This window comes from Bradyrhizobium sp. B117, from assembly GCF_038969555.1.
Classification (GTDB): domain Bacteria; phylum Pseudomonadota; class Alphaproteobacteria; order Rhizobiales; family Xanthobacteraceae; genus Bradyrhizobium.
In genome coordinates, this window is the sequence record NZ_CP152414.1 from 7,010,133 (window position 1) to 7,034,194 (window position 24,062).

A 24,062-nucleotide genomic window follows, 5' to 3' on the forward strand; every position below is an offset into this window, starting at 1 on the left:
GGGCGGCACTTTGAGCGAAAAAGAGCGGCCATGTCCATGGTTTGTCGTCGCGCGACGGCGCATATCAGCTTTCACTCCTCTGCACTTGCCTCCTCGCCGGCGCCGAGCCCTGCCAGACTCTGCTCGAGCTCGCCGAGCATGTCCTGCAATTCGGCGAGCTTGCGGGCGCCGAAGCGCCGCGTGATCTCCGCATAGATCGCTTCCGACGTCGGCGCCACCGAGGCCATCAGCTTCACGCCCTCCTTCGAGATCGAGACCATGCTGCGGCGCTGGTCATTCTTCGCGGTCTTGCGCTCGATCAGATGGCGCGCCTCGAGATCGCGCAGGATGCGCGACAGGCTCGGCCCGAGCAGGAACGCGGTGCGCGCGAGTTCCGTAACCTCGACCGCCTCGATGGCCGCGAGCGCGCGCAGGATGCGCCATTGCTGCTCGGTGAGGCCGTGCTCCCGCAGCGAGGGGCGAAACTGCCGCATCACGGCCTCGCGCGCCCTGAGCAGTGACATCGGCAGCGAACGCGAGAAGTCGCGCATCGGCACCTGCCGCGCGGCAGGCGCACCACCATTTGCCGGATCACCCGGTCTCTTCGTCATGGCGCCCTTTCAGCCCGCAAAAGTTTGCAGTGCAGCAAAGCCAGATTCCGTTTGACGCATTCACTTAACATGTTAAGTATCTCCGGGCACCACGATTTGTAAGATCACAAATGGCGCTTTCCAACGACGATATCCAAGCTTGCGCGAGCCGTCTGCATCAGGCGGAGAAGACCCGCACGCAGATCCGGCAGCTCTCGCAGGATTTTCCTGAAATCACTATCGCTGACGCCTACGCGATTCAGAAGGCCTGGGTCGACGTCAAGATCGCGGAGGGGCGTATGGTCAGGGGCCACAAGATCGGCCTGACCTCGAAGGCGATGCAAAGCGCGCTCAATATCGACGAGCCTGACTCCGGCGTGCTGCTCGACGACATGTTTTTCGCCGATGGCGGCTTGGTTCCGACCGAGCGCTTCATCGCGACGCGCGTCGAGGCCGAGCTCGCCTTCGTCATGAGCAAGCGCCTCTCGGGGCCCGATTGCACCATGTTCGACGTGCTCAACGCCACCGACTTCGTGGTGCCGGCGCTGGAGATCCTGGACACGCGGATCGAGCGCGTCGATCCCAAGACGAAAGCGACGCGCAAAATCTTCGACACCATCGCCGACAACGCAGCGAATGCCGGCATCGTGCTTGGCGGACGGCCGATCCGTCCGCTGGACGCGGACCTGCGCTGGATCGGCGCGCTGTGCTTCAAGAACGGCCAGTTAGAGGAGACCGGCCTTGCCGCCGGCGTGCTCAATCATCCCGCCACCGCCGTCGCCTGGCTCGCCAACAAGATCGCGCCGCTCGGTCTTGCGCTGGAGCCCGGACAGGTGGTGCTCGCCGGCTCCTTCATCCGCCCGATCGAGACCCGCAAGGGCGACACAATTCAGGCCGATTATGGCGCCTACGGCTCTGTCAGCTGCTACTTCGCCTGAGAAATAAAAATACAGGGAGTGAAACCGCGATGCCGCATTTCACGATCGAATATTCGGCCAATCTCGATCGCCGCCTCGACATCGCGACGGTCTGCGAGGTCGTGCGCAAGGCGGCGGTCGAGACCGGCATCTTCCCGCTCGGCGGCATCCGCGTCCGCGCCATCCGTTGCGAGCATTATGCGATTGCGGATGCGCGCAACGACTACGGCTTCCTCGACATGGTGCTGCGCATTGGCGAGGGCCGCGACCTGCCGACCCGCCAGAAAGCCGGCGAGCATGTCTTCCAGGCCCTGTCAAAACATCTCGATCCCGTCTTCGCCGCCAGCAAGTTCGCTTTGTCGTTCGACATGCAGATCAACGACAAGGACACCAGCTGGAAGCGCAACAACATCCACGATGCCCTGAAAGTGGAGGCCGCCCATGGATAAGCCCAGCCCGAAAGCCGATGTGTTCCAGGCTAACCGCGACCGCGTCGCGCCGCTCTTGAAGAAGCTGCGGGCCGACGGCATCGGCCACATGATCGACGGCAAGACCGTCGCCTCGATCTCGGGCGAGACCTTCGAGACGAAATCGCCTGTCGATGGCGCTGTGCTCGCCACCGTCGCACGCGGCAATGCCGAGGATATCGACGCCGCGGCAACGGCCGCTGCCCTCGCCTTCAAGTCCTGGCGCGACATGGGGCCGGCGATGCGGCGCAAGCTGCTGCACCGGGTCGCTGATGCGATCGAGGACAATGCCGAGGACATCGCGGTGCTCGAATGCATCGACACCGGCCAGGCCTACCGCTTCATGGCCAAGGCCGCGATCCGCGCCGCCGAGAATTTCCGCTTCTTCGCCGACAAATGCGCCGAGGCCCGCGACGGCCTCAACACGCCGAGCGAGGAGCACTGGAACATCTCGACCCGGGTGCCGATCGGCCCCGTCGGCGTGATCACGCCGTGGAACACGCCGTTCATGCTCTCGACCTGGAAGATCGCCCCGGCGCTGGCCGCCGGCTGCACCGTCGTGCACAAGCCGGCCGAATGGTCGCCGGTGACCGCCGCCATCCTGGCGAAGCTGGTCAAGGAAGCCGGCGTTCCCGACGGCGTGCTCAACACCGTGCACGGCTTTGGCGAGGAGGCCGGCAAGGCGCTGACCGAGCATCCCGCCATCAAGGCGATCGGCTTCGTCGGCGAGAGCGCGACGGGCTCCGCGATCATGGTTCAGGGCGCACCGAGCTTGAAGCGCGTGCATTTCGAGCTCGGCGGCAAGAACCCGGTGATCGTGTTCGACGATGCCGATCTCGATCGCGCGCTCGATGCCGTCGTGTTCATGATCTACTCGCTCAACGGCGAGCGCTGCACGTCTTCCAGCCGCCTGCTGATCCAGCAGAGCATCGCGGACAAGTTCGTGGAGAAGCTGACCGCGCGGGTGAAGGCGCTGAAGGTCGGCCATCCCCTCGATCCCACCACCGAAATCGGGCCGCTGATCCACGAACGTCACCTCGCAAAGGTGTGCTCCTATTTCGACGTCGCGCGCCAGGATGGCGCGACGATCGCGGTCGGCGGCAAGGCTTTTGATGGTCCCGGCGGCGGGCATTATGTCGAGCCGACGCTGGTGACCGGCGCGCACGGCAAGATGCGCGTGGCGCAGGAAGAGGTGTTCGGCCCCTTCCTCACCGTGCTGCCGTTCAAGGATGAGGCGGACGCCATCGAGATCGCCAACGACATCCGCTATGGCCTCACCGGCTATGTCTGGACCAACGACGTCGGCCGGAGCTTGCGCGTCGCCGACGCGCTCGAGGCCGGCATGATCTGGCTGAACTCGGAGAACGTCCGCCATCTGCCGACGCCGTTCGGCGGCATGAAGGCAAGCGGCATCGGCCGCGACGGCGGCGACTACTCGTTCGACTTCTACATGGAAACCAAGCACGTCTCGCTGGCGCGGGGCACGCACAAGATTCAGAAGCTGGGAATTTAGCTGTCATTCCGGAGCGCGCGAAGCGCGAGCTATGATGCGCAATTGCGCATCTGAGAATCCATATCCACCAGCCGGGGTTATGGATCCCGGGCCTGGCCCTTCGGGCCATCCCGGGATGACGAGCCGAAAGGGGAGCCGCACATGCCCGTACCGCAACACGTCTTCGAGCCGCCGTTCAACATCATCCGCTCCAGCCACGTCGTGCTCGACGTCACCGATCTGAAGCTGAGCCGCGAGTTCTACGAGACCACCGTCGGCCTGCATGTCGAGGATTCCGACGACAATGTCGTCTACCTGCGCGCCGCGGAAGAGCATCAGCATCACTCGCTGGTGCTGCGGAAGGCGGCCGTGCCGGCCTGCGCCCGGCTCGGCTTCAAGGTCGGCAACGACGGGGACCTCGACAAGGCCGCGGCCTTCCTCTCCGAGAACGGCCTGTCTTACGCCTTCGCCGACCAGCCCTTCCAGGGCCGCACGCTCCAGTTCACCGATCCCTTCGGCTTCCAGATCGAGCTCTACGCGTCGATGGACCGCCGGCCGCATCTCCTCCGCCGCTACGACCTCTACCGGGGCTGCCATCCGCAGCGGCTCGACCATTTCAACGTGTTCGCCGCCGAGGTGCAGGACACCGTCGACTTCTATGCGCGGCTCGGCTTTCGTCTCACCGAATATGCCGAGGAGGACGGGCCGAACGGCCGCATCGCCGCGGCCTGGATGCATCGCAAGGGCAACGTCCACGATTTCGCGATCACCAACGGCAAGGGCCCTCGCCTGCACCACTTCGCGTACTGGACGCCGACGGCGATGAACATCATCCATCTCTGCGACGTCATGGCCTCGCAAGGGTTCGTGAAGAACATCGAACGCGGCCCCGGACGCCACGGCATCTCGAACGCGTTCTTCCTCTACGTGCGCGATCCCGACGGACACCGCCTCGAGCTCTACACCAGCGACTATTTCACCGGCGATCACGACCATGAGCCGCTGCGCTGGTCGCTGCGCGATCCGCGCCGCCAGACGCTGTGGGGCGCACCGGCGCCGCGCTCGTGGTTCGAGCAGGGCTCGCCGTTCACGGGACAGGCCGTTCGTGAGCCGAAGTTTGTCGCCGATGTGCTGGTGGCGGACTAATGCCGGTGACCGGCAAAGCCTCTCTCCCCGTCGTCCCTGCGAAAGCAGGGACCCATAACCACAGGGAGAAGTTTGGCGAAGACCCGTTGTTCGGTACTCCTGCCTCATCCAATCGATAGATTCCGCGGTATGGGTCCCGGCGTTCACCGGGACGACAGGAAATACAGGAAATAGAGTCGCTAATGAAGCTTCCTCGCCTCGCCACCTATTCCGTCAAGGGTGATGTCAGCTACGGCGCCGTCCTGGCGGGCGGCATCGTCGATCTCTCCGCGCGCTATGCCAAGACCTATCCGACGCTGCGCGAGGTGATCGCGGCGGGAAAGCTCGTGAGCCTTGCCGAGGAAGCGGCAGGCCGCGCGCCGGATCATGCGCTCGCCGACATCACCTGGCTGCCGCCGGTGCCCGCGCCGGAAAAGATCATTTGCATCGGCGTCAACTATCCCGACCGCAATGCCGAGTACAAGGACGGCCAGGACGCGCCGAAATATCCGAGCATGTTCATGCGCTCGCCCCGCTCCTTCGTCGGGCATGACACGCCGCTGGTGCGGCCGCGCGCCTCACACCAGCTCGACTATGAAGGCGAGATCGTGCTGGTGATCGGCAAGCCCGGCCGGCACATTGCGGAAAGCGCCGCGCTCGACCACATCGCCGCGCTGACGCTCTGCAACGAAGGCTCGGTGCGCGACTGGCTGCGCCACGCCAAGTTCAACGTCACCCAGGGCAAGAACTTTGATTCCAGCGGCAGCCTTGGGCCGTGGCTGGTGCCGTACACGCGGGAATCCCAGATTGCGGACATCAGGCTCACCACGCATGTCAACGGCGAGCTGCGGCAGGACGACCGCACCAGCCGGCTGATGTTTCCGTTCCGCTACCTCATCAGCTATATCTCGACCTTCGCAACGCTGATCCCCGGTGACGTCATCGTGACGGGCACGCCGACCGGCGCCGGTGCGCGGTTCGATCCGCCGCGCTATCTCAAGCCGGGCGACGTGATCGAGGTCGTGGCCGAGGGCATCGGAACCTTGCGCAACGGTGTCGTCGACGAAGCCTGAACAACAATGGAAGTGGAATAGTGCAATGACCACCCTCACCGGCGGCGAAGCGATCGTCAGCGGCCTCGTCGCCCACGGGGTCGACACCGTGTTCGGCCTGCCCGGCGCGCAAATCTACGGCCTGTTCGATGCCTTCCATCAGGCCCAGCTCAAGGTGATCGGCGCGCGGCACGAGCAGGCCTGCGGCTACATGGCGTTCGGCTATGCGCGCGCGAGCGGCCGGCCCGGCGTGTTCAGCGTGGTGCCCGGCCCCGGCGTGCTCAATGCTAGCGCGGCGCTGCTCACCGCCTATGGCTGCAACGAGCCGGTGCTGTGCGTCACCGGCCAGGTGCCGACGCAATTCCTCGGCAAGGGCCGCGGTCATCTGCACGAGATGCCGGACCAGCTCGCCACCTTGCGCACCTATGTGAAATGGGCCGACCGCATCGAGACGCCCGGCAACGCGCCGACCACGGTCGCGCGCGCCTTCCAGGAGATGAGCTCGGGCCGGCGCGGCCCCGCCTCGGTCGAAATGCCCTGGGACGTCTTCACCCAGCGCGCAGACACCTGCGCCGCACGGGTGCTGGAGCCGCTGCCCGCGCCGTTGCCTGACCCCGACACGATCAAGCAGGCCGCCGCGCTGATCAAGGCCAGCAAGGCCCCGATGATCTTCGTCGGCAGCGGCGCGATCGAGGCAGGCGTGGAGATCCTCGAGCTCGCCGAGATGATCGATGCGCCCGTCGTCGCCTTCCGCAGCGGCCGCGGCATCGTCTCCAATGCGCACGAGCTCGGCCTCACCATGGCCGCCGCCTACAGACTATGGCCGAACACCGACCTCATGATCGGGATCGGCACGCGGCTGGAGCTGCCGACCATGTCGCGCTGGCCGTACCGTCCCGAGGGGTTGAAGAGCATCCGCATCGACATCGATCCCGTCGAGATGCGGCGCTTCATCTCCGACATCGCCATCGTCGCCGATGCCAGGACCGCCACTGCCGATCTCGCCGCGGCCGTCAGCAAGGCCGGCTACAGCAAGACGGTCGGCCGCCGCGCCGCCATCCGCGAAGCCACTGCCGCCGCGCAGGCCGATATCCAGCGCGTCCAGCCGCAGATGGCGTATCTCAACATCCTGCGCGAGGTGCTGCCGGCGAACGCGATCGTCACCGATGAATTGTCGCAGGTCGGCTTCGCTTCCTGGTACGGCTTTCCGATCTACGAGCCGCGCACCTTCATCACCTCGGGCTATCAGGGCACGCTCGGCTCGGGCTTCCCGACCGCGCTCGGCGCCAAGGTTGCCAATCCCGACAAGCCGGTGGTCGCGATCACCGGCGACGGCGGCTTCATGTTCGGCGTGCAGGAGCTCGCCACCGCCGTGCAGTTCAACATCGGCGTGGTGACGCTGGTGTTCAACAACAATGCCTATGGCAATGTCCGCCGCGACCAGCGCGAACGTTTTGACGGCCGCGTGGTGGCGTCGGATCTGGTCAATCCTGACTTTGTTAAGCTAGCGGAGTCCTTTGGCGTGGCTGCGGCACGCGTCACCGCGCCGGATCAGTTCAAGGCGGCGATGGAGAAGGCGCTTAGCCATGGCGGGCCGTATCTGATCTCGGTCGAGGTGACCAGGGATTCGGAAGTCAGTCCGTGGGCGTTCATTCATCCGCCGAAGCCCTAAAGCGAAACATCGCGGCCGGGTTTCTTCCCTTCTCCCCTTGTGGGAGAAGGTGGATCGCTGACGCGGAGCGGCAGCGAGACGGATGAGGGGTCTGTCTCCGCGGATGGAGACCCCTCATCCGCCTTCCCTTCGGGAAGGCACCTTCTCCGACAAGGGGAGAAGGAAGATCACCGCGTCCTTCGAAACGTCAGATTGATCCGCTTCCTTCCCAGCAGCGCGTGCTCGCCCTCGGCGAGCGGCGCGACGCCGTGATAGGCGAGCCTGGACGGGCCGCCCCAGACCACGACATCACCATGAACGAGGCGGAAGCGGCGCGGCTTATCGCTGCGCGCGAGACCGCCGAACAGGAAGGTCGCGGGCAAGCCGAGCGAGACCGAGACGATCGGCGCCGAATAATCCAGCTCGTCCTTGTCCTGATGCAGCGAGAGCCGCGTGCCGGGCTCGTAGCGATTGACGAGGCAGGCATCGGGCGCGAAGTTCTGGAAGCCGCCCTGCTCCGCCGCGTTGCGGGCGAGATCACGGAGCACTTGCGGCATCGCCGGCCAGGGCGCGCCGGTTCGCGGGTCGATCGGATCATAGCGATAGCCGGTGTGATCGGTAATCCAGCCGCGCTCGCCGCAATTGGTCATCGCCACCGACATCAGATGGCCGCCCGGCGTCGTCATCCGCCGGAACGGCGACTGCGCCACGATGGCACGCACCGCGTCGATCAGCTCGCGCTCGATCGGCTTGACGAAGCCGCGCAGCAGCACGGCGCCGTCGGCGATGTCCTCGCGCGACGGCTGCGCCTCGGCAACGTTGTCGAACAAGTCAGCCGTCAATCACAGCGCTCATTTGGCATCGTGAAAGATCACACCCAGTGTGTGGCGCTGACCAGAGCGAATCCGGCTGACGCCATGGCGCATGTTAACGCGGTAGGTGCCGCGTGTCCCCCGCACCGGGCGGTGATGCACGGCAAAGGCGACCGCATCACCCTGCATGAGCGGAACCACCTCGGCACGCGACTGCATGCGCGGCCGCTGCTCGGTCAGCACGAACTCGCCGCCGCTGAAGTCGCGGCCGGGCTCGGACAAGAGGATCGCGACCTGGACCGGGAACACATGCTCGCCATAGAGGTCCTGGTGCAGGCAATTGAAGTCGCCGGCTTCATATTGCAGCAGCAGCGGCGTCGGCCGTGACTGGCCCGCCTCATGGCAGCGCTTCAGGAACGCCGCGTGCGCCTGGGGATAACGGATGTCGATCCCCATCGCCTCGTTCCAGCGATTGGCGACGGCTTGAAGATGCGCGTAAAGCGCCGGACGCAGCTGCGCGATCAGATCGGGCAGCGGATAGGAGAAATATTTGTACTCGCCGCGGCCAAAGCCGTGGCGGCCCATGACGATGCGGCTGCGGAAGTGCGCGTCATCGGGATAGAGGGTGGCGATGGCGCGGCATTGGTCCGGCGTCAGCAGGCCCTTGAGGACGGCGCAGCCCTGGGCGTCGAGCTCGGCGGTGATTTGCGGCCAGTCGAGGGTGTCGACGTGGGCGGCTGGGTCGGCGGAGGGCGGCGAACGAGACGTTTTGCGTGCTGTTGCTGTCATGGCTGCGACTTTCGCAATGCGTCCCCTCTGCCGCCACCCGATTTCCGATTACTTTCCCGTCATTGCGAGCGAAGCGAAGCAATCCAGAGTGTCTCCGCGGAGGGAACCTGGATTGCTTCGTCGCTTCGCTCCTCGCAATGACGCGGAGAGAGTCCCGCTCGCAATGACGACGGAGAGAACTAGCCCCTCACCGGCAGCGTCACCACGTCGTAGCCGTGCCTGATCGTCCGCTTCAGCACGGGGTCTTCCAACTCGAAGTCGAAGCGGTCCGCCGGGCGGATGCCGCCCTTGGCGGCAAAGGTGCCGCCGAACATGGCGCAGCCGTCGGGGAACTTGCCGCCCTCGAAACCTCGCGCGATGAGATCAGTGACGGGCAGCATCGCGTCCAGCGTGCCCTCCTGGTAGAGCACGCGCTCGCCCTTGATCGTGGCGTAGGAGCGCAGGATCATCTTGTCCCAGTGACCGATGACATCCTCGAGCTCCCACAGCGTGGAGGCGACCGGCTTGTCGCACATCTGCTTGGACACCGTGACGTTGTAGGCCTCGACCTTGCGGTCGGTGTGGTCGGAACCGCAGCCGACGAAGATGCGGCCCTGCCAGCCGATCAGCACGAACTCGACCTCGCCGGAGGAGTCCCCGCCGCAGCATTCGATGCTGTCTTCCTGGGTCAGCCGGCGCGCGGAGGCGCGGTAGTAGATCGGCGTCGAGGCCGGCGGAGCGATGCCCATCTCTTGCAGCTCGGCGATGTGCTTGTCGCGCGCAACGGGGTCGCGGCCGGTCCAGCCGGCGATGACCATCTGGTCGATCGCGAGCGTCAGCGGCGTGGTGGTGTCCTGGGCATCGACGGTGAAAGTGAGATCAAACACGAATGACAGCCTCCATGCCGGCAGCAAGTTCAAAGATGCGGCGGTCCGAGCCGCCCGCCCCCGCGAGCATCAAGCCGACGGGAACGTCGCCCTCGCGGTGCGCGGGCAACGAGATGGCGCAGCCGTCGATCATGTTGATCAGGGTGCAATTGCGCAGCGCACGCAGATTTTGCGTGGTGAACGCCTTGTCGTCGGCCAAGTCGGAAATCTTCGGCGGCGTGTTGGCGGTGGTCGGCAGCACCAGGGCGTCATAGGGCGCGATGCGCCCGTTGACGCGGGCGATCAGCGAGCGGCGCTCGTTCAGGAGATCGATGTAGTCTGCCGCGCTCTGCGCCTCGCCGCGCATGATGCGCACCGACACGCGCGGATCGTAGACGTCGCCCTTGGCGGTGATGAGATAGCGATGCCAGGCGTAGCTTTCCGCGGCGGCAAAGCCGCCCTTCGCGTTCATCGGACCGATATCGTGGAACTCCGTCATCTCGATGCGCTCGATCGCGGCGCCGTGGTCGGCAAGCGTCTTCAGCGCGCGCTCGAAGGTCTCGGCGACCGCCGCATCGAGATCGTCGAGCGCGATCGTGGTGGGCACCGCGAGCCGCATGCCCTTCACGGGACGCGGCTTCAGCGGAACGATCGGCTCGTTCGCCAGCACCGCGTCGAGAATGGCACAGCAGCTGACCGATCGCGCCAAGGGCCCGATGCTGTCGAGCGAGAACGACAGCGGCACCGAGCCGTCGAGCGGCACGCGGCGCTGCGTCGGCTTGTAGCCGACGATGCCGTTATAGGCGGCCGGAATGCGGCAGGAGCCGCCGGTGTCGGTGCCGAGCGCGCCATGCGCCATGCCGTCGAGCACCGAGACCGCGGCGCCCGAGGACGAGCCGCCGGGCACATGGCCCTCGGCGCGGTTCCAGGCGCCTTTCGGCGTGCCGTAATGCGGATTGATGCCGATGCCGGAATAGGCGAACTCGGTCATGTTGGTCCGCCCGATCACGACGAAGCCGGCGTGGCGCAGCCGCGCAACCGCCGGCGCATCGTGCTCCGCTGGATCGGAATCGTCGAGCGCGCGAGAGCCGGCGCGCGTCGTCTGCCCCCTGATATCGAAGAGGTCCTTGATCGAGACCGGGATACCCGCATAGGGCGACGGCGCCGCCTTGACCCTGCGCAGGGCATCCATCGCATCCGCGGTCGCGAGCGCGGCGTCCTTGTCGACATGGATGAAGGCGCGCTGGCCTTCACCGGCGGGGTCGGCGATCCTGGCGATGCACGCCTCCACCAGCTTGCGGGAGGTGGTGCGGCCGCTTTCAAGGTCTTCGGCCAGTTTCGCCAGTGTCGGAAAATCGGGCATGTCTGTCTCACGGAATATTGGCGCGCGCAATCTATAGCGCTGCCTCAGTTCGACACAAGCATTGTGCGCATGATGGCATGCATGCGCATTGCTGGACCGTTGACGCACGATGGTCGATTGTCGCATCAAGATCGAAACGGGCGGGCGTCAAGCCTGCCCCTTGTCAAAAGAAGTCCTGGGAGGGCGTTCCGAGATGGCCGAACCGCAGCGCGCGCGACCGAAACCGACGCCGGAAACCCAGCATTTCTGGGACGGCGCGAAAGCGGGCGAATTGCGGCTGCAGCGCTGCGATGCCTGCGCGCATGTCTACTTCCCGCCGCGCCCGTTCTGCCCCTCCTGCGCCTCGCGCAAGGTCAGCATCTTCAAGGCGAGTGGCAAGGGTTTCCTCTACAGCTACGTGATCAACCACCGGCCCGCCGCGCCCGGCTTCACGCCGCCCTACGCGATTGCGGTGGTCGAGCTCGACGAGGGCCCACGGATGATGAGCAACATCATCGACTGCCCGCAGACCCCGGAGGCGCTCGAGCTCGACATGAAGCTCGAAGTCGCTTTCCAGGAGCTCGACGACAAGATCACCCTCCCCGTCTTCCGTCCGGCGAAGGGGTAGACCATGCGCACGAACCAGGTTGCCGTCGTCGGCGCGGCCGAGACCACCGAGCTCGGAATCATCCCCAATGCCTCGCAGCTCCAGCTCCACGCGGATGCGGCGCTCAATGCCATCGCGGATGCCGGCCTGAAACTGTCCGACATCGACGGTTTCGCCACCGCGGTCGAAACACCGCAGCAGGTCTGCCACTATCTCGGCATCAAGCCGACCTGGGTGGACGGCACCTCGGTCGGCGGCTGCTCGTTCATGCTGCACGTCCGCCATGCCGCGGCGGCGATCGAGGCTGGTCTCTGCAAGACCGTGCTGATCACGCATGCGGAGAGCGGCAAGTCCATGATCGGTAAATTGCCGCGCTCGACGCCGGCGGACAGCCTCAATGGCCAGTTCGAGGTGCCCTATGGCGTCTACGGACCGCCCAGCATGTTCCCGATCCCCGTGCTGCGCTTCATGAAGACCTACGGCATCACGCATGAGCAGCTCGCCTCGGTGGCGGTGGTGCAGCGCGAATGGGCGGCGAAGAATCCGCGGGCGATGATGAAGGACCCGATCACGGTTGCCGACGTCCTCAATTCGCGCATGATCGCCTATCCGTTCCGCTTGCTTCAGTGCTGCCTCGTTACCGATGGCGGCGGCGCGCTGATCCTGACCTCGGCCGACCGCGCCAGGGATTTTCCGAGGAAGCCGGTCTACATCATGGGCACCGGCGAGAGCGTGGAAACGCCGATGGTCAGCCAGATGGAGACGTTCAACTCCTCCCGCGCGTTCAAGACCGCGGGTCCGCTGGCGTTCAGGGAGGCCGGCATCGCACACAAGGACGTCGATCATCTCATGATCTACGACGCGTTTGCGCATCTGCCGCTGTTCGGCCTCGGTGATCTCGGCTTCATGCCGTATGAGGAGACAGGCAGGTTCATCGCGGAGGGCAACACGCGGCCCGGCGGCAAGCTGCCGCTCAACACCAATGGCGGCGGCCTCTCCTACATGCATTCGGGCATGTACGGCATGTACGCGCTTCAGGAGAGCGTGCGGCAGATGCGCGGCATCGCGCCGGCACAGGTGCCGAATGCGAAGATTTCCGTGTGCCACGGCGTCGGCGGCATGTTCGCGGCGAGTGGCACGATCGTGTTTACGAACGAGAGGTAATTGCTGTCATTCCGGGGCGGCGCGAAGCGACGAGCTATGATGCGCAATTGCGCATCTGAGAATCCATACCCCCGATGGTGGTTATGGATTCCGGGCTCGCGCCAAGAGGCGCGCCCCGGAATGACGGCGGAATTTGGAACGCATAGCGGAGAACCCACATGAGCAAATCACTTCAGGACAAGGTCATCATCGTCACCGGCGCAGGCCGCGGCATCGGGCGCGAGATCGCGCTGCTCTGTGCTGCCGAAGGCGCCAAGGTCGTCGTCAACGATCCCGGCGGGGCCGCTGACGGCGCGGGCACCAGCGCCACGCCCGCGGAAGAAGTGGTGGAGGAGATCAAGAAGCGCGGCGGCACGGCCGTCGCCAATTTCGAGTCGGTGGCCGAAGCGATCCCTGCCAGCAAGATCGTGAAGACTGCGACCGATGCCTTCGGCAAGCTCGACGGCGTCGTCAACAATGCCGGCATTTTGCGCGACATGATCTTCCACAAGATGAGCGTGGAAGCGTTCGAGGCCGTCATCAAGGTGCATCTGATGGGCTCGTTCTACGTCAGCCACGCCGCGGCGCGCATCTTCCGCGAGCAGGAGAGCGGCTCCTTCGTCCACTTTACCTCGACCTCGGGCCTGATCGGCAACTTTGGCCAGGCGAATTACGCCGCCGCCAAGCTCGGCATCATCGGGCTATCGAAATCGATCGCGCTCGACATGGGGCGCTTCAACGTCCGCTCCAACTGCGTCTCGCCGTTCGCCTGGACGCGCATGATCGGCACCATCCCGACCGAGACCGAGGCCGAGAAGGCCCGTGTCGAGAAGATCAAGCAGATGGGGCCGGAGAAGATCGCGCCGATCTGCGCTTATCTGCTCTCCGACGCCGCCAAGGACGTCACCGGGCAGATCTTCGGCGCGCGCATGAACGAGCTGTTCCTGTTCAGCCAGAACCGCCCGCTGCGCTCGGTGCACCGGAGCGAGGGCTGGACGCCGCAGTCGATTGCGGAACACGGCATGCCGGCGCTGAAGGGATCGTTCTACAAGCTCGATCGTTCGGCCGACATCTTCCCCTGGGACCCCGTGTAGGGATTCCCGTCTAGCCACATTTTTGGCATCCCTGCGCTGCGGTCTCTGGTTGTCTGGTCCGGAGATCGCCCCGCTTTATGCCTGAATGCGGGCGAATGGTGTCCTCCCAACAAACTTTGGGAGGAAACCATGACAAGAATACTGACCAACTCCGACGCCACGACAGCAACCGGCGGTCTCGGCCGCCGTACGCTCCTCAAGGGCGCGGCAACTGTCGCCGCAATCAGCCTGCTCGCCACGAAGGCCGACGCCCGCGACTTCGGCGCCAATGCCGAGCCGCAGCGCTACCCCGACCCTGACATCCTCGTCATCGATCCCAAGCGCTTCAAGGCCAAGGTCGGCAACACCACGATCAAGCGGCTCTACACTGGCTGCCTGTGGGCGGAAGGACCGGCGTGGAATGCGCAGGGACAATATCTCGTCTGGAGCGACATTCCGGCCAATCGGCAGCTGCGCTATCTCGACGACGACGGCCATATCTCCGAGCAGTTCCACAAGCCGTCGAACGAGGCCAACGGCAACTCGTTCGACACCGAGGGACGCCAGATCACCGCCGAGCGGACCCGTCTCGTCCGCTACGAGCACGACGGCGCGGTGACGACGTTGGCCGAGCAGGCGGGCGGCAAGCCACTGAACGGGCCGAACGACATGGTCGTGCATCCCAACGACAAGGCGATCTGGTTCACTGATCCCGGCTATGGCGCGATCAGCATCTACGAGGGCAAGCTCGCCAACACAGGCTCGCTGCAGCCCTACCAGAAGGAAGCGGTCTACCGGCTGGACGCACAGACGGGACAGGTCGCGAAGGTCGCCGACGAGCCGTTCAAGCCGAACGGCATCGCGTTCTCTCACGACTACAAGAAGCTCTATGTCTGCGACACCGGCATCACGCATTATCCGCAAGCCGAGAACGTGGTGTGGTCCTACGACATCGACGGGCCGAAACTGTCGAACCCGAAGAAGCTGATCGACATGAAGCTCGAGGGCAAGTCAGGCTTCCCCGATGGATTGCGCGTCGACACCGAGGGCAATATCTGGGTTGGCGCCGGCTGGGTTGGCCCCGGCTATGACGGCGTGCAGGTGTTCTCGGGCGCCGACGGCGCGCGGATCGGGCAGATCCTGCTGCCGGAGACCTGCGCCAACCTCTGCTTCGGCGGCAAGAAGCGCAACCGCCTGTTCATGACCGCGAGCCAGTCGCTGTATTCGGTCTATGTGGAGACGCAGGGCGCGCATTTCTGTTGAGTGCTACGCTCTCACCACGCGTCATGGCCGGGCTTGACCCGGCCATCCACGTGGTAGCGCAAGCGAGGGAAGCCGTCATGGCCGGGACAAGCCCGGGCATGACGGCTGAGTGTGTGGCGGCAGCGTCGCCCCTACCCCGTATTCCTCAACCCCGCCGAGATGCCGTTGATCGTCAGCTGAATCCCGCGCAGCACCTGCTCGTCCGGGTTCTGCGCGCGGTGCTCTTTCAACAGCTCGACCTGCACGTGGTTGAGCGGATCGAGATAGGGGAAGCGGTGGCGCACCGAGCGCTCCAGCAGCGGATTGCCTTGCAGCAGGCGGTCCTGCCCCATGATGTCGAGCAGCGTCTCGATGCAGGAATGCCATTCGCGGCGGATGCGGCCGAAGATTTTTTCGCGCAAGGCCTCGTCCGGCACCAGCTCGGCATAGCGCGAGGCGATCGCAATCGAACTCTTGGCCAGCACCATGTCCATGTTCGACAGCAGCATGCGGAAGAACGGCCATTCCTTGTAGAGCTCTTTCAGGAACGGCATGCCCTGCTGCGGATGCGCCGCGATCCACTGCTCGACCGCGCTGCCAAAGCCGTACCAGCCCGGCAGCATCAGGCGGCATTGCGCCCAGGAAAACACCCAGGGAATGGCGCGCAGGTCTTCGATCGCGCGGGTCTTCTTGCGCGAGGCCGGACGGCTGCCGATGTTCAGCGTCGCGATCTCGTTGATGACCGTCGAGGCCCAGAAGTAATCGACGAAGCCGTCGGTCTCGTAGACGAGGCCGCGATAAGCCCTAAACGCAAGGTTGGACAGCTCGTCCATCGCGGCGAGATATTCGCGGCGCGGCGCGCTCTGGCGCGGCTGAAGCAGGCTCGCATCCAGCGTGGCGGCGGCGAGGATCTCCAGATTGTTGCGGCCGACCTCGGCGTTGGAATATTTCGACGAGATGATCTCGCCCTGCTCGGTGATGCGGATCTGGCCATTCACCGCGCCGCCAGGCTGCGCGATGATGGCGTCATAGCTCGGCCCGCCGCCGCGGCCGACCGAGCCGCCGCGGCCGTGGAACAGGCGCAGCCGTACGTGATGGCGCTCGAACACCTCGACGAGACCGATCTCGGCCTTGTAGAGCTCCCAGCCCGAGGTGACGAAGCCGCCGTCCTTGTTGCTGTCGGAGTAGCCGAGCATGACCTCCTGCACGCTGCCGCGGCTGTCGACGAGGCGGCGGTAATCGTGCAGCGACAGCATGCGGTCCATGATGCCGGATGAAGCCTGCAGATCCTCGATGGTCTCGAACAGCGGCACGATGTTGATGGCGCTGCGCCCGGACGGATGGACGAGCCCCACTTCCTTCAAGAGCACCGCCACCTCGAGCATGTCGGACATGCCCTTGCACATCGAGATGATGCACTGGGGGATCGCATCCGAGCCGAACTTCGCATGCGCTTCGGCTGCGGCATGGAAGACGTTGAGCTCGCCCATGGTCTCGTCGCTGTACTTCACGAACGGCGAGACCAGCGCGCGCGTCGAGCGCAGCTCGTTGGTGAGCAGCGAGATGCGCGCGTCCTCGCCGAGCGCGAGATAGGACATGCCGGGATTGGCGGCATCCATCAGCTCGGCGATGGTGCGCTCGTGCACCGCCGAATTCTGGCGGATGTCGAGCCGCGCCAGATGGAAGCCGAAGCAATCCACCGCGCGCCGCAACAGCCGCAGCCGGCCGCGGGCGATGACGCGGGCATTGTTGGAGATCAGCGAGCGGTGCAGCACGTCGAGATCGGCCTGCAATTCCCTGACGCTCTCGTAAGGCTTCCCCTTGCCGACCGGCCGGCGCGTGATCTCGACCTCGAGCTTTTCCGCCGTTGCGGTGAGACGGGCATAGATGCCGGAGACCGCGAGCCGATAAGGCTCGCCGCTCCGATGCGGCGAGGTGTCGGGCGATCGCTCCGCCAGCGTGCGCAGCTCCTCGGAGACGTCGGCGAGATGCGCCGCGATCGACAGCTCGGAGCCGAGCACGTGCAGCTCTTCGAGGTAAAACTGCATCACCCGGCTCGACTGCAGCCGCAACGTGCCGCGCATGACGTCGGCGGTGACGAAGGGATTGCCGTCGCGGTCGCCGCCGATCCAGCTGCCCATGCGCAGGAACGAGGCGAGCTCACTCGCGGCCGCCTCGCCGCCCTCCTCCAGCCGGTCCTCCAGCACGTTGACCAGCCGCGGCACCTCGCGCAGGAAGGTGTAGTCATAGAACGACAGGCCGTTGGCGACCTCGTCGAGCACGGTGAGCTTGGTGCGGCGGAGCAGATTGGTCTGCCACAGCGTCAGCACCTCGCGGCGCAGCTGCTCGTCGCTGGCGGCGGCCTCGTCCGCGGTCAGCGCGACGCGCTCGCGGCGGTCTAGCAGCGCGGCGACCTCCATCTCGCGGTCCATGGTGCTCTTGCGGCGGACCTCGGTCGGGTGCGCGGTCAGGACCGGGCTGACGAGCGCGCTCTTGAAGAAGCTGCGCAAGGTATCGGAGTTGATGCCCGCGGCCCTGGCATGGGCCAGCGTCTCCGCCAGTACACCGGAGCCGCCGCCCTTGCCGGCACGCATCTGGCGGATGTTGTTCTGGTCCTCGGCGATGTTGGCGAGGTGCGAGAAATAGCTGAAGGCGCGGACGATCCGCACCGTCTCGGAGATCGACATGCTGTCGAGGATCTGCTCGAGCTCGCGGCGGGCGAGCCGGTCCTCGTCGCGGTGGAACCGGATCGAGGTCTGCCGGATGCGCTCGACCAGGTCGAACACGTCGGCGCCCTCCTGGTCGCGCACGGTGTCGCCCAGAATGCGCCCGAGCAGGCGGATATCGTCGCGCAGCCGCGCTTCCGCTTCCGTGACCTGAACGTCCTCGGAACGGTTGGGGCGGTGATCAGGCGCGTCGGATGGTATGGTCTGGAGGGACATTGGCTCGCTCCCCTGAGTAGAGCTCCGTATGGCTCCCCGGCCGACCGAGTGTGCAAGTTTTTTGCCGCAGCGCAAGACGAAGTTGGGGGCGGCGCACACCCAGGGGGCTAGAGCGCGAAGACAATCGTCCTCGCGCTCTAGGTTGTTGTTTAGGCATGATCTTTTCGGAAAACCGCTTCGCACTTTTCCGGATCATGCCTATGCCGGCACGATCACCTTGCCGATCGGCCAGAGCGCGATGCCGGCGAGCTTCAGATGGGCCCAGGCGAAGGGGATGCCGATGATGGTGATCGCGAGCACCAGCGCGGTCACGAGGTGGCCGAGCGCCAGCCACCAGCCGGCGAGCACGAACCAGATGATGTTGCCGATCACCCCAAGCGGGCCGGTGCCGATATCGCTCTCGCCGGTGACGTCGTAGCGATTGACCGCGCGCGAGCCGAACGGCAGCAGCGTGTAGACCGCGATGTTGAACGCCGCCCGCGCCCAGGGCAGGCCGATGATGGTGACGGCCATGATGACCGCAGCCACCAGCCAGCCGAACGCCATCCAGGCGCCGCCGATGAGAATCCAGAGAATGTTAAGCAGGATGGAAACGGGGGACATGGGACGATCCGCGGGTCAGTGATCCCTCACTATAACACGATGCCCGAGGTCATAGTCCATGACGCCGGCTGCGTTCGGCCCGCAGCGACGTGCCGACAAACCCAACATCTTCGATCCCTCGCGAAATATCCTTCGCGCAGAGCCAAAGCGTCAGCGCGACAGCGCCAATCGCGCCCAATCCCGAGATGAGAAGCGGATTCGGGCAGAATATGACGAGAAAATTGTCGAGCGGAACGGATCCAGTTGGCCAGCGCGGTGTGCAAGAAAATGACAGTGCCCAACCGCAAATCATCACGGCGGCGGCGTTCGCTCCGGCCAGGGCCCCCACGACGATCGCGAGACCCTTCGTCATGGAGAGTGCGAGATCAACCAACTTCACGACGGCGCAACATGCGAGCACGACGATGATCGTCAGCCCCCATCCGGAAGCCCCCGCGGCGACGGTCTGGGCCTGACCGCTCCATGTCCACAGCGCAGTGACGCAGACGAGCAACGTCAGATTGACCTTCACGGCTTCGGGAAACTTGCAACGAAGCGCATAGGCATTCGCCTTCTCGACCAGGTCCAGCACCGCGCAGGCGATCAAACCGGCGGCAAAGCCACCGAGATGGACACCCCAGTCGATACGCGAGTTGCTGAAGGCGAACGCGATGTTCAAGCCGATGTTGATCGCGAAGAAGTCGAACCTGATGTCAAGCTTGCCGAGGATCCACAGGCAGAGCAGCGCACCAAGAATGCCAGACGTCGCGCCGGACGCTCCGACGGTCAAATAGGGGGTGGAATGGATGCCATTGCCGATGACGGCGCCGAACACCATCGCGCAGAGATAGATGATGAGGAAGTAGGCCGGCCCGATCCGTCTTTCGAGATGTCCTCCCCACAGCACAAGACACAGCATGTTCATCGTCAGATGAACGAAATTGACGTGCAGGAAGCCGTAGGCGACGAGCCGCCAATACTCATGCCGCGCGATTGCGGTCGAATACATGCCGCCGTAGCGATACAGCAGCTCCGCCGGCGCCGACGGGCCACCCGCCTGGATGAAGCAGATCCCCGATACGAGGACCGTCACGGTCATGACCGCGTAGACGGCGGCGTGCGGGATTTCGAAAAAGCCGGGGCTGCTGCGGTATGCGGGCATGAAAGAATCGCAATCGGATGCAAATGGAAATCGCAGCGTAGCGAACCCAATCGGCAATTGCCACTCTTGCGTGCACCGTCTCTCTTGCATATCATAGGGGTCGTGCAGCATCCTCGCTCATGGGCGGGACAGGCGAAGTCGATTGTCTCCGACGAGAGTTCGCGAGCCACTCATTGATCTCGGCGCGATTGCCTCGAACGGCCTCGCCGACTCTTGCGCGATCAAAACCGACGTTTCATCGAACTGACGTGCACACGGCCCAGAATGGCACGCCGCTTGAAACATTCGGCAGGCGTTGGCGTTGCCGTCGCGGCCATCGGGGCCTGGGGGTTCACATGTCCGATTTCATCATCGAGGAGGGCCTGCCCTATCCGCTGGGTGCCCATTGGAGCGGCAAGGGCACGAATTTCGCGGTGTTCTCCGCCAACGCCACCAAGGTCGAGGTCTGCCTGTTTGACGGCGAGCGAGAGACGCACCGCTTCGAGCTGCCGGAATATACCGACCAGGTCTTTCACGGCTACATCGCCGGGTGCGGTCCGGGCATCTTCTACGGCTACCGCGTCTACGGCCCCTATCAGCCCGACGCGGGTCATCGCTTCAATCCCAACAAGCTGCTGCTCGATCCCTATGCGCGGGCGCATGCCGGAAGCCTGACATGGGACCCGGCCGTGTTCGGCTACAAGATGGAGACCGGCGACGACCTCACCTTCGACGAGCGCGACAGCGCGCCCTTCATGCCGAAATGCGTGGTGGTCGATCCCGATTTCGACTGGCAGGCCGAGGCGGCGCGGCAGAACGTCCATTGGGACGAGACCATCGTCTACGAGACCCATGTCAAAGGCTTCACGAAGAAGCACCCGGCTGTTCCGGAGAACCTTCGCGGCACCTATGCCGGCTTCGCCGCGCCGGAGCTGATCGCCCATCTGACATCGCTCGGCGTGACCTCGATCGAGCTGCTGCCGATCCACTCATTCATCAACGACGACAATCTTCTGAAGAAGAACCTCGTCAATTACTGGGGCTACAACACCGTCGGCTTCTTCGCGCCCGATCCGCGCTACGCCTCCGACGTGCCGAACAGCCTGCGCGAGTTCAAGGAGATGGTGTCGAAGCTCCACGGCGCCGGGCTCGAAGTGATCCTCGACGTCGTCTACAACCACACCGCCGAAGGCAACGAGCTCGGACCGACGCTGTCCTTCAAGGGCATCGACAATGCGAGCTACTATCGCCTGCTGCCGGACCGGCGGCGCTATTACATCAACGACACCGGCACCGGAAACACCGTCAATCTCTCCCATCCGCGCGTGATCCAGATGGTGATGGACTCGCTGCGCTACTGGGCTGGCCATATGCATATCGACGGCTTCCGCTTCGATCTCGGCACCATTCTCGCCCGCGAGGTTTACGGCTTCGACGAGCAGAGCGGCTTCCTGAAGGCAATGGACCAGGATCCGCTGCTGTCGACGGTCAAGCTGATCGCCGAACCCTGGGATTGCGGCCCTGGCGGATACCAGGTCGGCGGCTTCCCGCCCGGCTGGGCGGAGTGGAACGACAGGTTTCGCGACACCGCGCGCGACTATTGGCGCGGCGAGGCGCCGCCGTCCGCGCTCGCATCGCGGCTGCTCGGCTCCGGCGACATCTTCGCCCGCTGGGGCGGCCGCCGCTCCTGGGCCAGCGTCAATTTCATCACCGCCCATGACGGTTTCACGCTGAACGACTGGGCGAGCTACAACGACAAGCACAATGAGGCCAATGGCGAGGGCAACCGCGACGGCAATTCCAACAACCGCTCCTGGAATTGCGGCGTCGAGGGCCCGACCGACGACAAGAACGTCATTGCGCTGCGCGAACGGCAGAAACGCAACATGCTGGCGACGCTGCTGCTCTCCCAGGGCACGCCGATGCTGCTCGGCGGCGACGAGTTCGGCCGCACCCAGCAAGGCAACAACAATGCCTATTGCCAGGACAGCGACATCTCCTGGTTCGACTGGAACATGGGCGAGAACGCGCAGAAGCTGCTCGCTTTCAGCAAGCGCGTGATCGAGCTCCGGCGCGACTACCCGATCCTGCGCCGCAGCCACTTCCTCACCGGCGCGCACGACACCAAGCTCGACATCCGCGACGTGGTCTGGCTCAATGCCAATGGCAGCGAGATGTCGAGCGCCGACTGGCAGACCGGCTGGCTGAAGTGCTTTGGCGTCGTCCTCGACGGCCGCGCGCGAAAAACCGCGATCCCGCGCCGCGGCGAGGACGACAGCGTGCTGATCGTCCTCAACAGTTTTGAGGGCGAGGTCGACTTCAAGCTGCCGCACACTTCGGCCGGCCCATGCTGGTCATTGCTGCTCGATACCAATGTCGGGGACGGCGGGTCAGGCGCCCGGTTCGAGTTCGACAGCATCTACAAGGTGCCGGGGCGGTCGTTCCTGCTGTTCGTCGGCGGGGAGCTGGTTTAGGAGCGCAGATCCGCTTTGCCTGTCCATGAAGGCTTTCATGGCACCTTGAGCGTGATGGTCGCGATGTGGTCCGCGACTGTGTAGAGAACTTCCTTCGCAGCGTCGCTCATGACAAATGTTTCCGCATCCGTTATCTCGTAGGGTGGGCAAAGGCGCGCTTGCGCCGTGCCCACCATTGTCTCCGTAATCGAATTTGGTGGGCACGCTTCGCTTTGCCCACCCTCCGGATTCTCGTCGAATGTCAAATCTTCCGTCCCGCCCGCTCCCAATAGGGATCGCGCAAGCGGCGCTTGAAGATTTTTCCGGAGTCTTCACGCGGCAGCCCGCTGCGGATCTCGATGTGCTTGGGCACCTTGTAATCGGCGAGCGAAGTCTTCAGCCTTGCGCGGACATCGCCGGCATCGAGCGTGATGCCCGCTTGCGGCTCGACCACCGCCATCAGCGCCTCGCCGAACTCGGCATCGGGGATGCCGAACACCGCGCAATCATGCACGCCCGGCACGGCATGCAGCACGGATTCGATCTCGGCCGGATAGATGTTGACGCCCCCTGATATCACCATGTCGCGCTTGCGGTCGCAGATGAAGACGTAGCCGTCCGCGTCGATATAGCCGACGTCGCCCGAGGTGATGAAACCGCCGCGGTCAATCTCGGCGCGCTTCTCCGGCTTGTTGTGGTAGGTGAAGTCGGCAAGCTCCGCCATGCGGGAATAGATCTCGCCGATCTCGCCGACGCCGAGCACGCGGCCGTCCTCGCCGATGAAGCGCAGCTCGGCGCCGGGCGAAATCTTGCCGACCGTACCCGGCTTCTTCAGCGCATCCTCGGAAGTTGCGAAGGTGACGGCGCTTGATTCCGTCGAACCGTAGAACTCGTAGATCACCGGCCCCCACCATTCGATCATGGCGCGCTTGACGTCGGCCGGGCACGGCGCGGCGGCATGGATGACGTGGCGGAGCGAGGAGACGTCGTACTTCCTGCGCACCTCTTCCGGCAGCTTCATCAGGCGAATGAACATGGTCGGCACCATGAAGATGGTGTCGATCTTGTAGCGCTGGATGAGCTCCAGAAATTCTTCGGCCTCGAAGCGCGGCATCAGCACCAGCGCGCCGCCGAGCTTGCCCGCGCGGATGCCGAACGAGTTCGGCGCGGAATGATAGAGCGGCCCCGGCAGCAGCGCGCGAGCACCGGGCTTAAGGCCATAGATCATCGCGCGCATGCGTTCGCCGGCGGCCTGCTGCCCCGGCGTCGGAGCATTGCGCCGCACGCCCTTGGGATGGCCCGTCGTGCCTGACGTGTAGATCATGTTCATCGGCTGCGGCACGACTGGGCCGTCATAGGGCTGGAATTGCGCGAGCCAGGGCTCGAAATCGATCGCGAAATCCGGCGTCTTCAGATGATCGGGATCGATCTTGTAGTTGGACAGGATCTCCGGCGGCGTCGGCACGCTGAGCGCGGTGACGCCTTTGGGAATCGCATCGCGCAGGGCATGCAGCATGTCGGCATGCCCGATCAGCACGGACGTGCCGGTGTCGTTCAGGATGTAGTTGATCTCCTCGGGCTTGAAGTGCCAGTTGATCGGCACGCCATAGCCCCCCAAACGCATCGCGGCGTAGGCCGCCTCCAGAAAGGCGATGTCGTTGCGCATCAGCATGCAGACGCAATCGCCCTGGCGGACGCCGATCTTGGCGAGGCCGGAGGCGATGCGATCGGCGCGATTGGTGACCTCGGCGTGGGAACGGCGGCGCTCGCCGGAGACGATGCCGAGGAATGGGGACGTTTCGCTCATTATTGTTTTTC

The 24,062-nt window shown here is 64.8% G+C and carries 21 protein-coding genes; 11 read left to right on the plus strand and 10 right to left on the minus strand.

The genetic code is table 11. The annotated features are described in order from the left end of the window. Positions 1–71: 71 nt before the first annotated feature. Positions 72–590: a homoprotocatechuate degradation operon regulator HpaR gene (hpaR, locus tag AAFG16_RS34000; RefSeq protein ID WP_342732337.1), complete on the minus strand. Its 519-nt coding sequence runs from the start codon at positions 588–590 to the stop codon at positions 72–74. 110 nt (positions 591–700) lie between these two features. Between hpaR and hpaH the strand changes: the two genes are divergently transcribed. The 6 genes from hpaH (at position 701) to AAFG16_RS34030 (ending at position 7,294) form a co-directional block, all read left to right on the plus strand. Then, the gene (gene hpaH, locus AAFG16_RS34005) at positions 701–1,507 is read left to right on the plus strand and encodes a 2-oxo-hept-4-ene-1,7-dioate hydratase (RefSeq protein ID WP_342732339.1); all 807 of its coding nucleotides are present in this window, start codon (positions 701–703) and stop codon (positions 1,505–1,507) included. 29 nt (positions 1,508–1,536) lie between these two features. After that, entirely contained in the window at positions 1,537–1,935 is a 399-nt protein-coding gene (locus AAFG16_RS34010) for a 5-carboxymethyl-2-hydroxymuconate Delta-isomerase (RefSeq protein ID WP_342732341.1), read from the plus strand. Further along, positions 1,928–3,466, plus strand: coding sequence for a 5-carboxymethyl-2-hydroxymuconate semialdehyde dehydrogenase (hpaE, locus tag AAFG16_RS34015; protein WP_342732343.1), 1,539 nt, complete (start codon positions 1,928–1,930; stop codon positions 3,464–3,466). Before AAFG16_RS34010 ends, hpaE begins: the two co-directional genes overlap by 8 nt. A 141-nt stretch (positions 3,467–3,607) precedes the next feature. Continuing rightward, positions 3,608–4,591 (plus strand): 3,4-dihydroxyphenylacetate 2,3-dioxygenase, encoded by a 984-nt coding sequence (hpaD, locus tag AAFG16_RS34020; RefSeq protein ID WP_342732345.1) that lies wholly within the window; start codon positions 3,608–3,610, stop codon positions 4,589–4,591. A 182-nt stretch (positions 4,592–4,773) separates the two neighbouring features. After that, the gene (locus AAFG16_RS34025; RefSeq protein ID WP_342732347.1) at positions 4,774–5,643 is read left to right on the plus strand and encodes a fumarylacetoacetate hydrolase family protein; all 870 of its coding nucleotides are present in this window, start codon (positions 4,774–4,776) and stop codon (positions 5,641–5,643) included. Positions 5,644–5,668: 25 nt separating this feature from the next. Then, a complete protein-coding gene (locus AAFG16_RS34030) occupies positions 5,669–7,294 on the plus strand; it encodes a thiamine pyrophosphate-dependent enzyme (protein ID WP_342732350.1) in 1,626 nt (541 codons plus the stop codon). A gap of 167 nt (positions 7,295–7,461) precedes the next feature. Here AAFG16_RS34030 and alkB read toward each other — a convergent pair whose 3' ends face one another. From alkB to AAFG16_RS34050, 4 genes are all read right to left on the minus strand, one after another. Further along, a complete protein-coding gene (gene alkB, locus AAFG16_RS34035; RefSeq protein WP_342732352.1) occupies positions 7,462–8,115 on the minus strand; it encodes a DNA oxidative demethylase AlkB in 654 nt (217 codons plus the stop codon). Positions 8,116–8,124: 9 nt separating this feature from the next. Next, the gene (locus tag AAFG16_RS34040; RefSeq protein ID WP_342732354.1) at positions 8,125–8,874 is read right to left on the minus strand and encodes a 2OG-Fe(II) oxygenase; all 750 of its coding nucleotides are present in this window, start codon (positions 8,872–8,874) and stop codon (positions 8,125–8,127) included. A 179-nt stretch (positions 8,875–9,053) separates the two neighbouring features. Beyond that, positions 9,054–9,740, minus strand: coding sequence for a DUF2848 domain-containing protein (locus AAFG16_RS34045; protein ID WP_283080823.1), 687 nt, complete (start codon positions 9,738–9,740; stop codon positions 9,054–9,056). Then, entirely contained in the window at positions 9,733–11,082 is a 1,350-nt protein-coding gene (locus tag AAFG16_RS34050; protein WP_342732357.1) for an amidase, read from the minus strand. Before AAFG16_RS34050 ends, AAFG16_RS34045 begins: the two co-directional genes overlap by 8 nt. A 193-nt stretch (positions 11,083–11,275) precedes the next feature. Between AAFG16_RS34050 and AAFG16_RS34055 the strand changes: the two genes are divergently transcribed. From AAFG16_RS34055 to AAFG16_RS34070, 4 genes are all read left to right on the plus strand, one after another. Further along, the gene (locus AAFG16_RS34055) at positions 11,276–11,689 is read left to right on the plus strand and encodes a Zn-ribbon domain-containing OB-fold protein (protein ID WP_212369054.1); all 414 of its coding nucleotides are present in this window, start codon (positions 11,276–11,278) and stop codon (positions 11,687–11,689) included. Between the two features lie 3 nt (positions 11,690–11,692). Continuing rightward, on the plus strand, positions 11,693–12,832 hold the full coding sequence (locus AAFG16_RS34060; protein ID WP_283080825.1) for a thiolase: 1,140 nt from the start codon (positions 11,693–11,695) through the stop codon (positions 12,830–12,832). Between the two features lie 158 nt (positions 12,833–12,990). Further along, positions 12,991–13,905: an SDR family oxidoreductase gene (locus tag AAFG16_RS34065; protein ID WP_283080826.1), complete on the plus strand. Its 915-nt coding sequence runs from the start codon at positions 12,991–12,993 to the stop codon at positions 13,903–13,905. Between the two features lie 129 nt (positions 13,906–14,034). Beyond that, positions 14,035–15,147 (plus strand): SMP-30/gluconolactonase/LRE family protein, encoded by a 1,113-nt coding sequence (locus AAFG16_RS34070; RefSeq protein ID WP_342732362.1) that lies wholly within the window; start codon positions 14,035–14,037, stop codon positions 15,145–15,147. 131 nt (positions 15,148–15,278) lie between these two features. Here the strand turns inward: AAFG16_RS34070 and ppc are convergent, their stop codons facing one another. From ppc to AAFG16_RS34085, 3 genes are all read right to left on the minus strand, one after another. Continuing rightward, positions 15,279–18,068, minus strand: a complete 2,790-nt coding sequence (ppc, locus tag AAFG16_RS34075) for a phosphoenolpyruvate carboxylase (protein ID WP_342732364.1) — start codon at positions 18,066–18,068, stop codon at positions 15,279–15,281. Positions 18,069–18,266: 198 nt separating this feature from the next. Continuing rightward, positions 18,267–18,671 carry a YccF domain-containing protein gene (locus AAFG16_RS34080; RefSeq protein WP_027558645.1) on the minus strand — a complete coding sequence of 135 codons (405 nt, stop codon included), beginning with the start codon at positions 18,669–18,671 and terminating at the stop codon, positions 18,267–18,269. A gap of 49 nt (positions 18,672–18,720) precedes the next feature. Further along, positions 18,721–19,923 (minus strand): rhomboid family intramembrane serine protease, encoded by a 1,203-nt coding sequence (locus AAFG16_RS34085; RefSeq protein WP_342732367.1) that lies wholly within the window; start codon positions 19,921–19,923, stop codon positions 18,721–18,723. A gap of 224 nt (positions 19,924–20,147) precedes the next feature. Between AAFG16_RS34085 and glgX the strand changes: the two genes are divergently transcribed. Continuing rightward, positions 20,148–22,265: a glycogen debranching protein GlgX gene (glgX, locus tag AAFG16_RS34090; protein ID WP_342732369.1), complete on the plus strand. Its 2,118-nt coding sequence runs from the start codon at positions 20,148–20,150 to the stop codon at positions 22,263–22,265. Positions 22,266–22,300: 35 nt separating this feature from the next. Here glgX and AAFG16_RS34095 read toward each other — a convergent pair whose 3' ends face one another. Both AAFG16_RS34095 and AAFG16_RS34100 read right to left on the minus strand, forming a co-directional pair. After that, on the minus strand, positions 22,301–22,510 hold the full coding sequence (locus AAFG16_RS34095; protein WP_342732371.1) for a hypothetical protein: 210 nt from the start codon (positions 22,508–22,510) through the stop codon (positions 22,301–22,303). After that, positions 22,507–24,051 (minus strand): acyl-CoA synthetase, encoded by a 1,545-nt coding sequence (locus tag AAFG16_RS34100; protein ID WP_342732373.1) that lies wholly within the window; start codon positions 24,049–24,051, stop codon positions 22,507–22,509. The genes AAFG16_RS34095 and AAFG16_RS34100 overlap by 4 nt, the downstream gene beginning before the upstream one ends. Between the last annotated feature and the right edge of the window lie 11 nt (positions 24,052–24,062).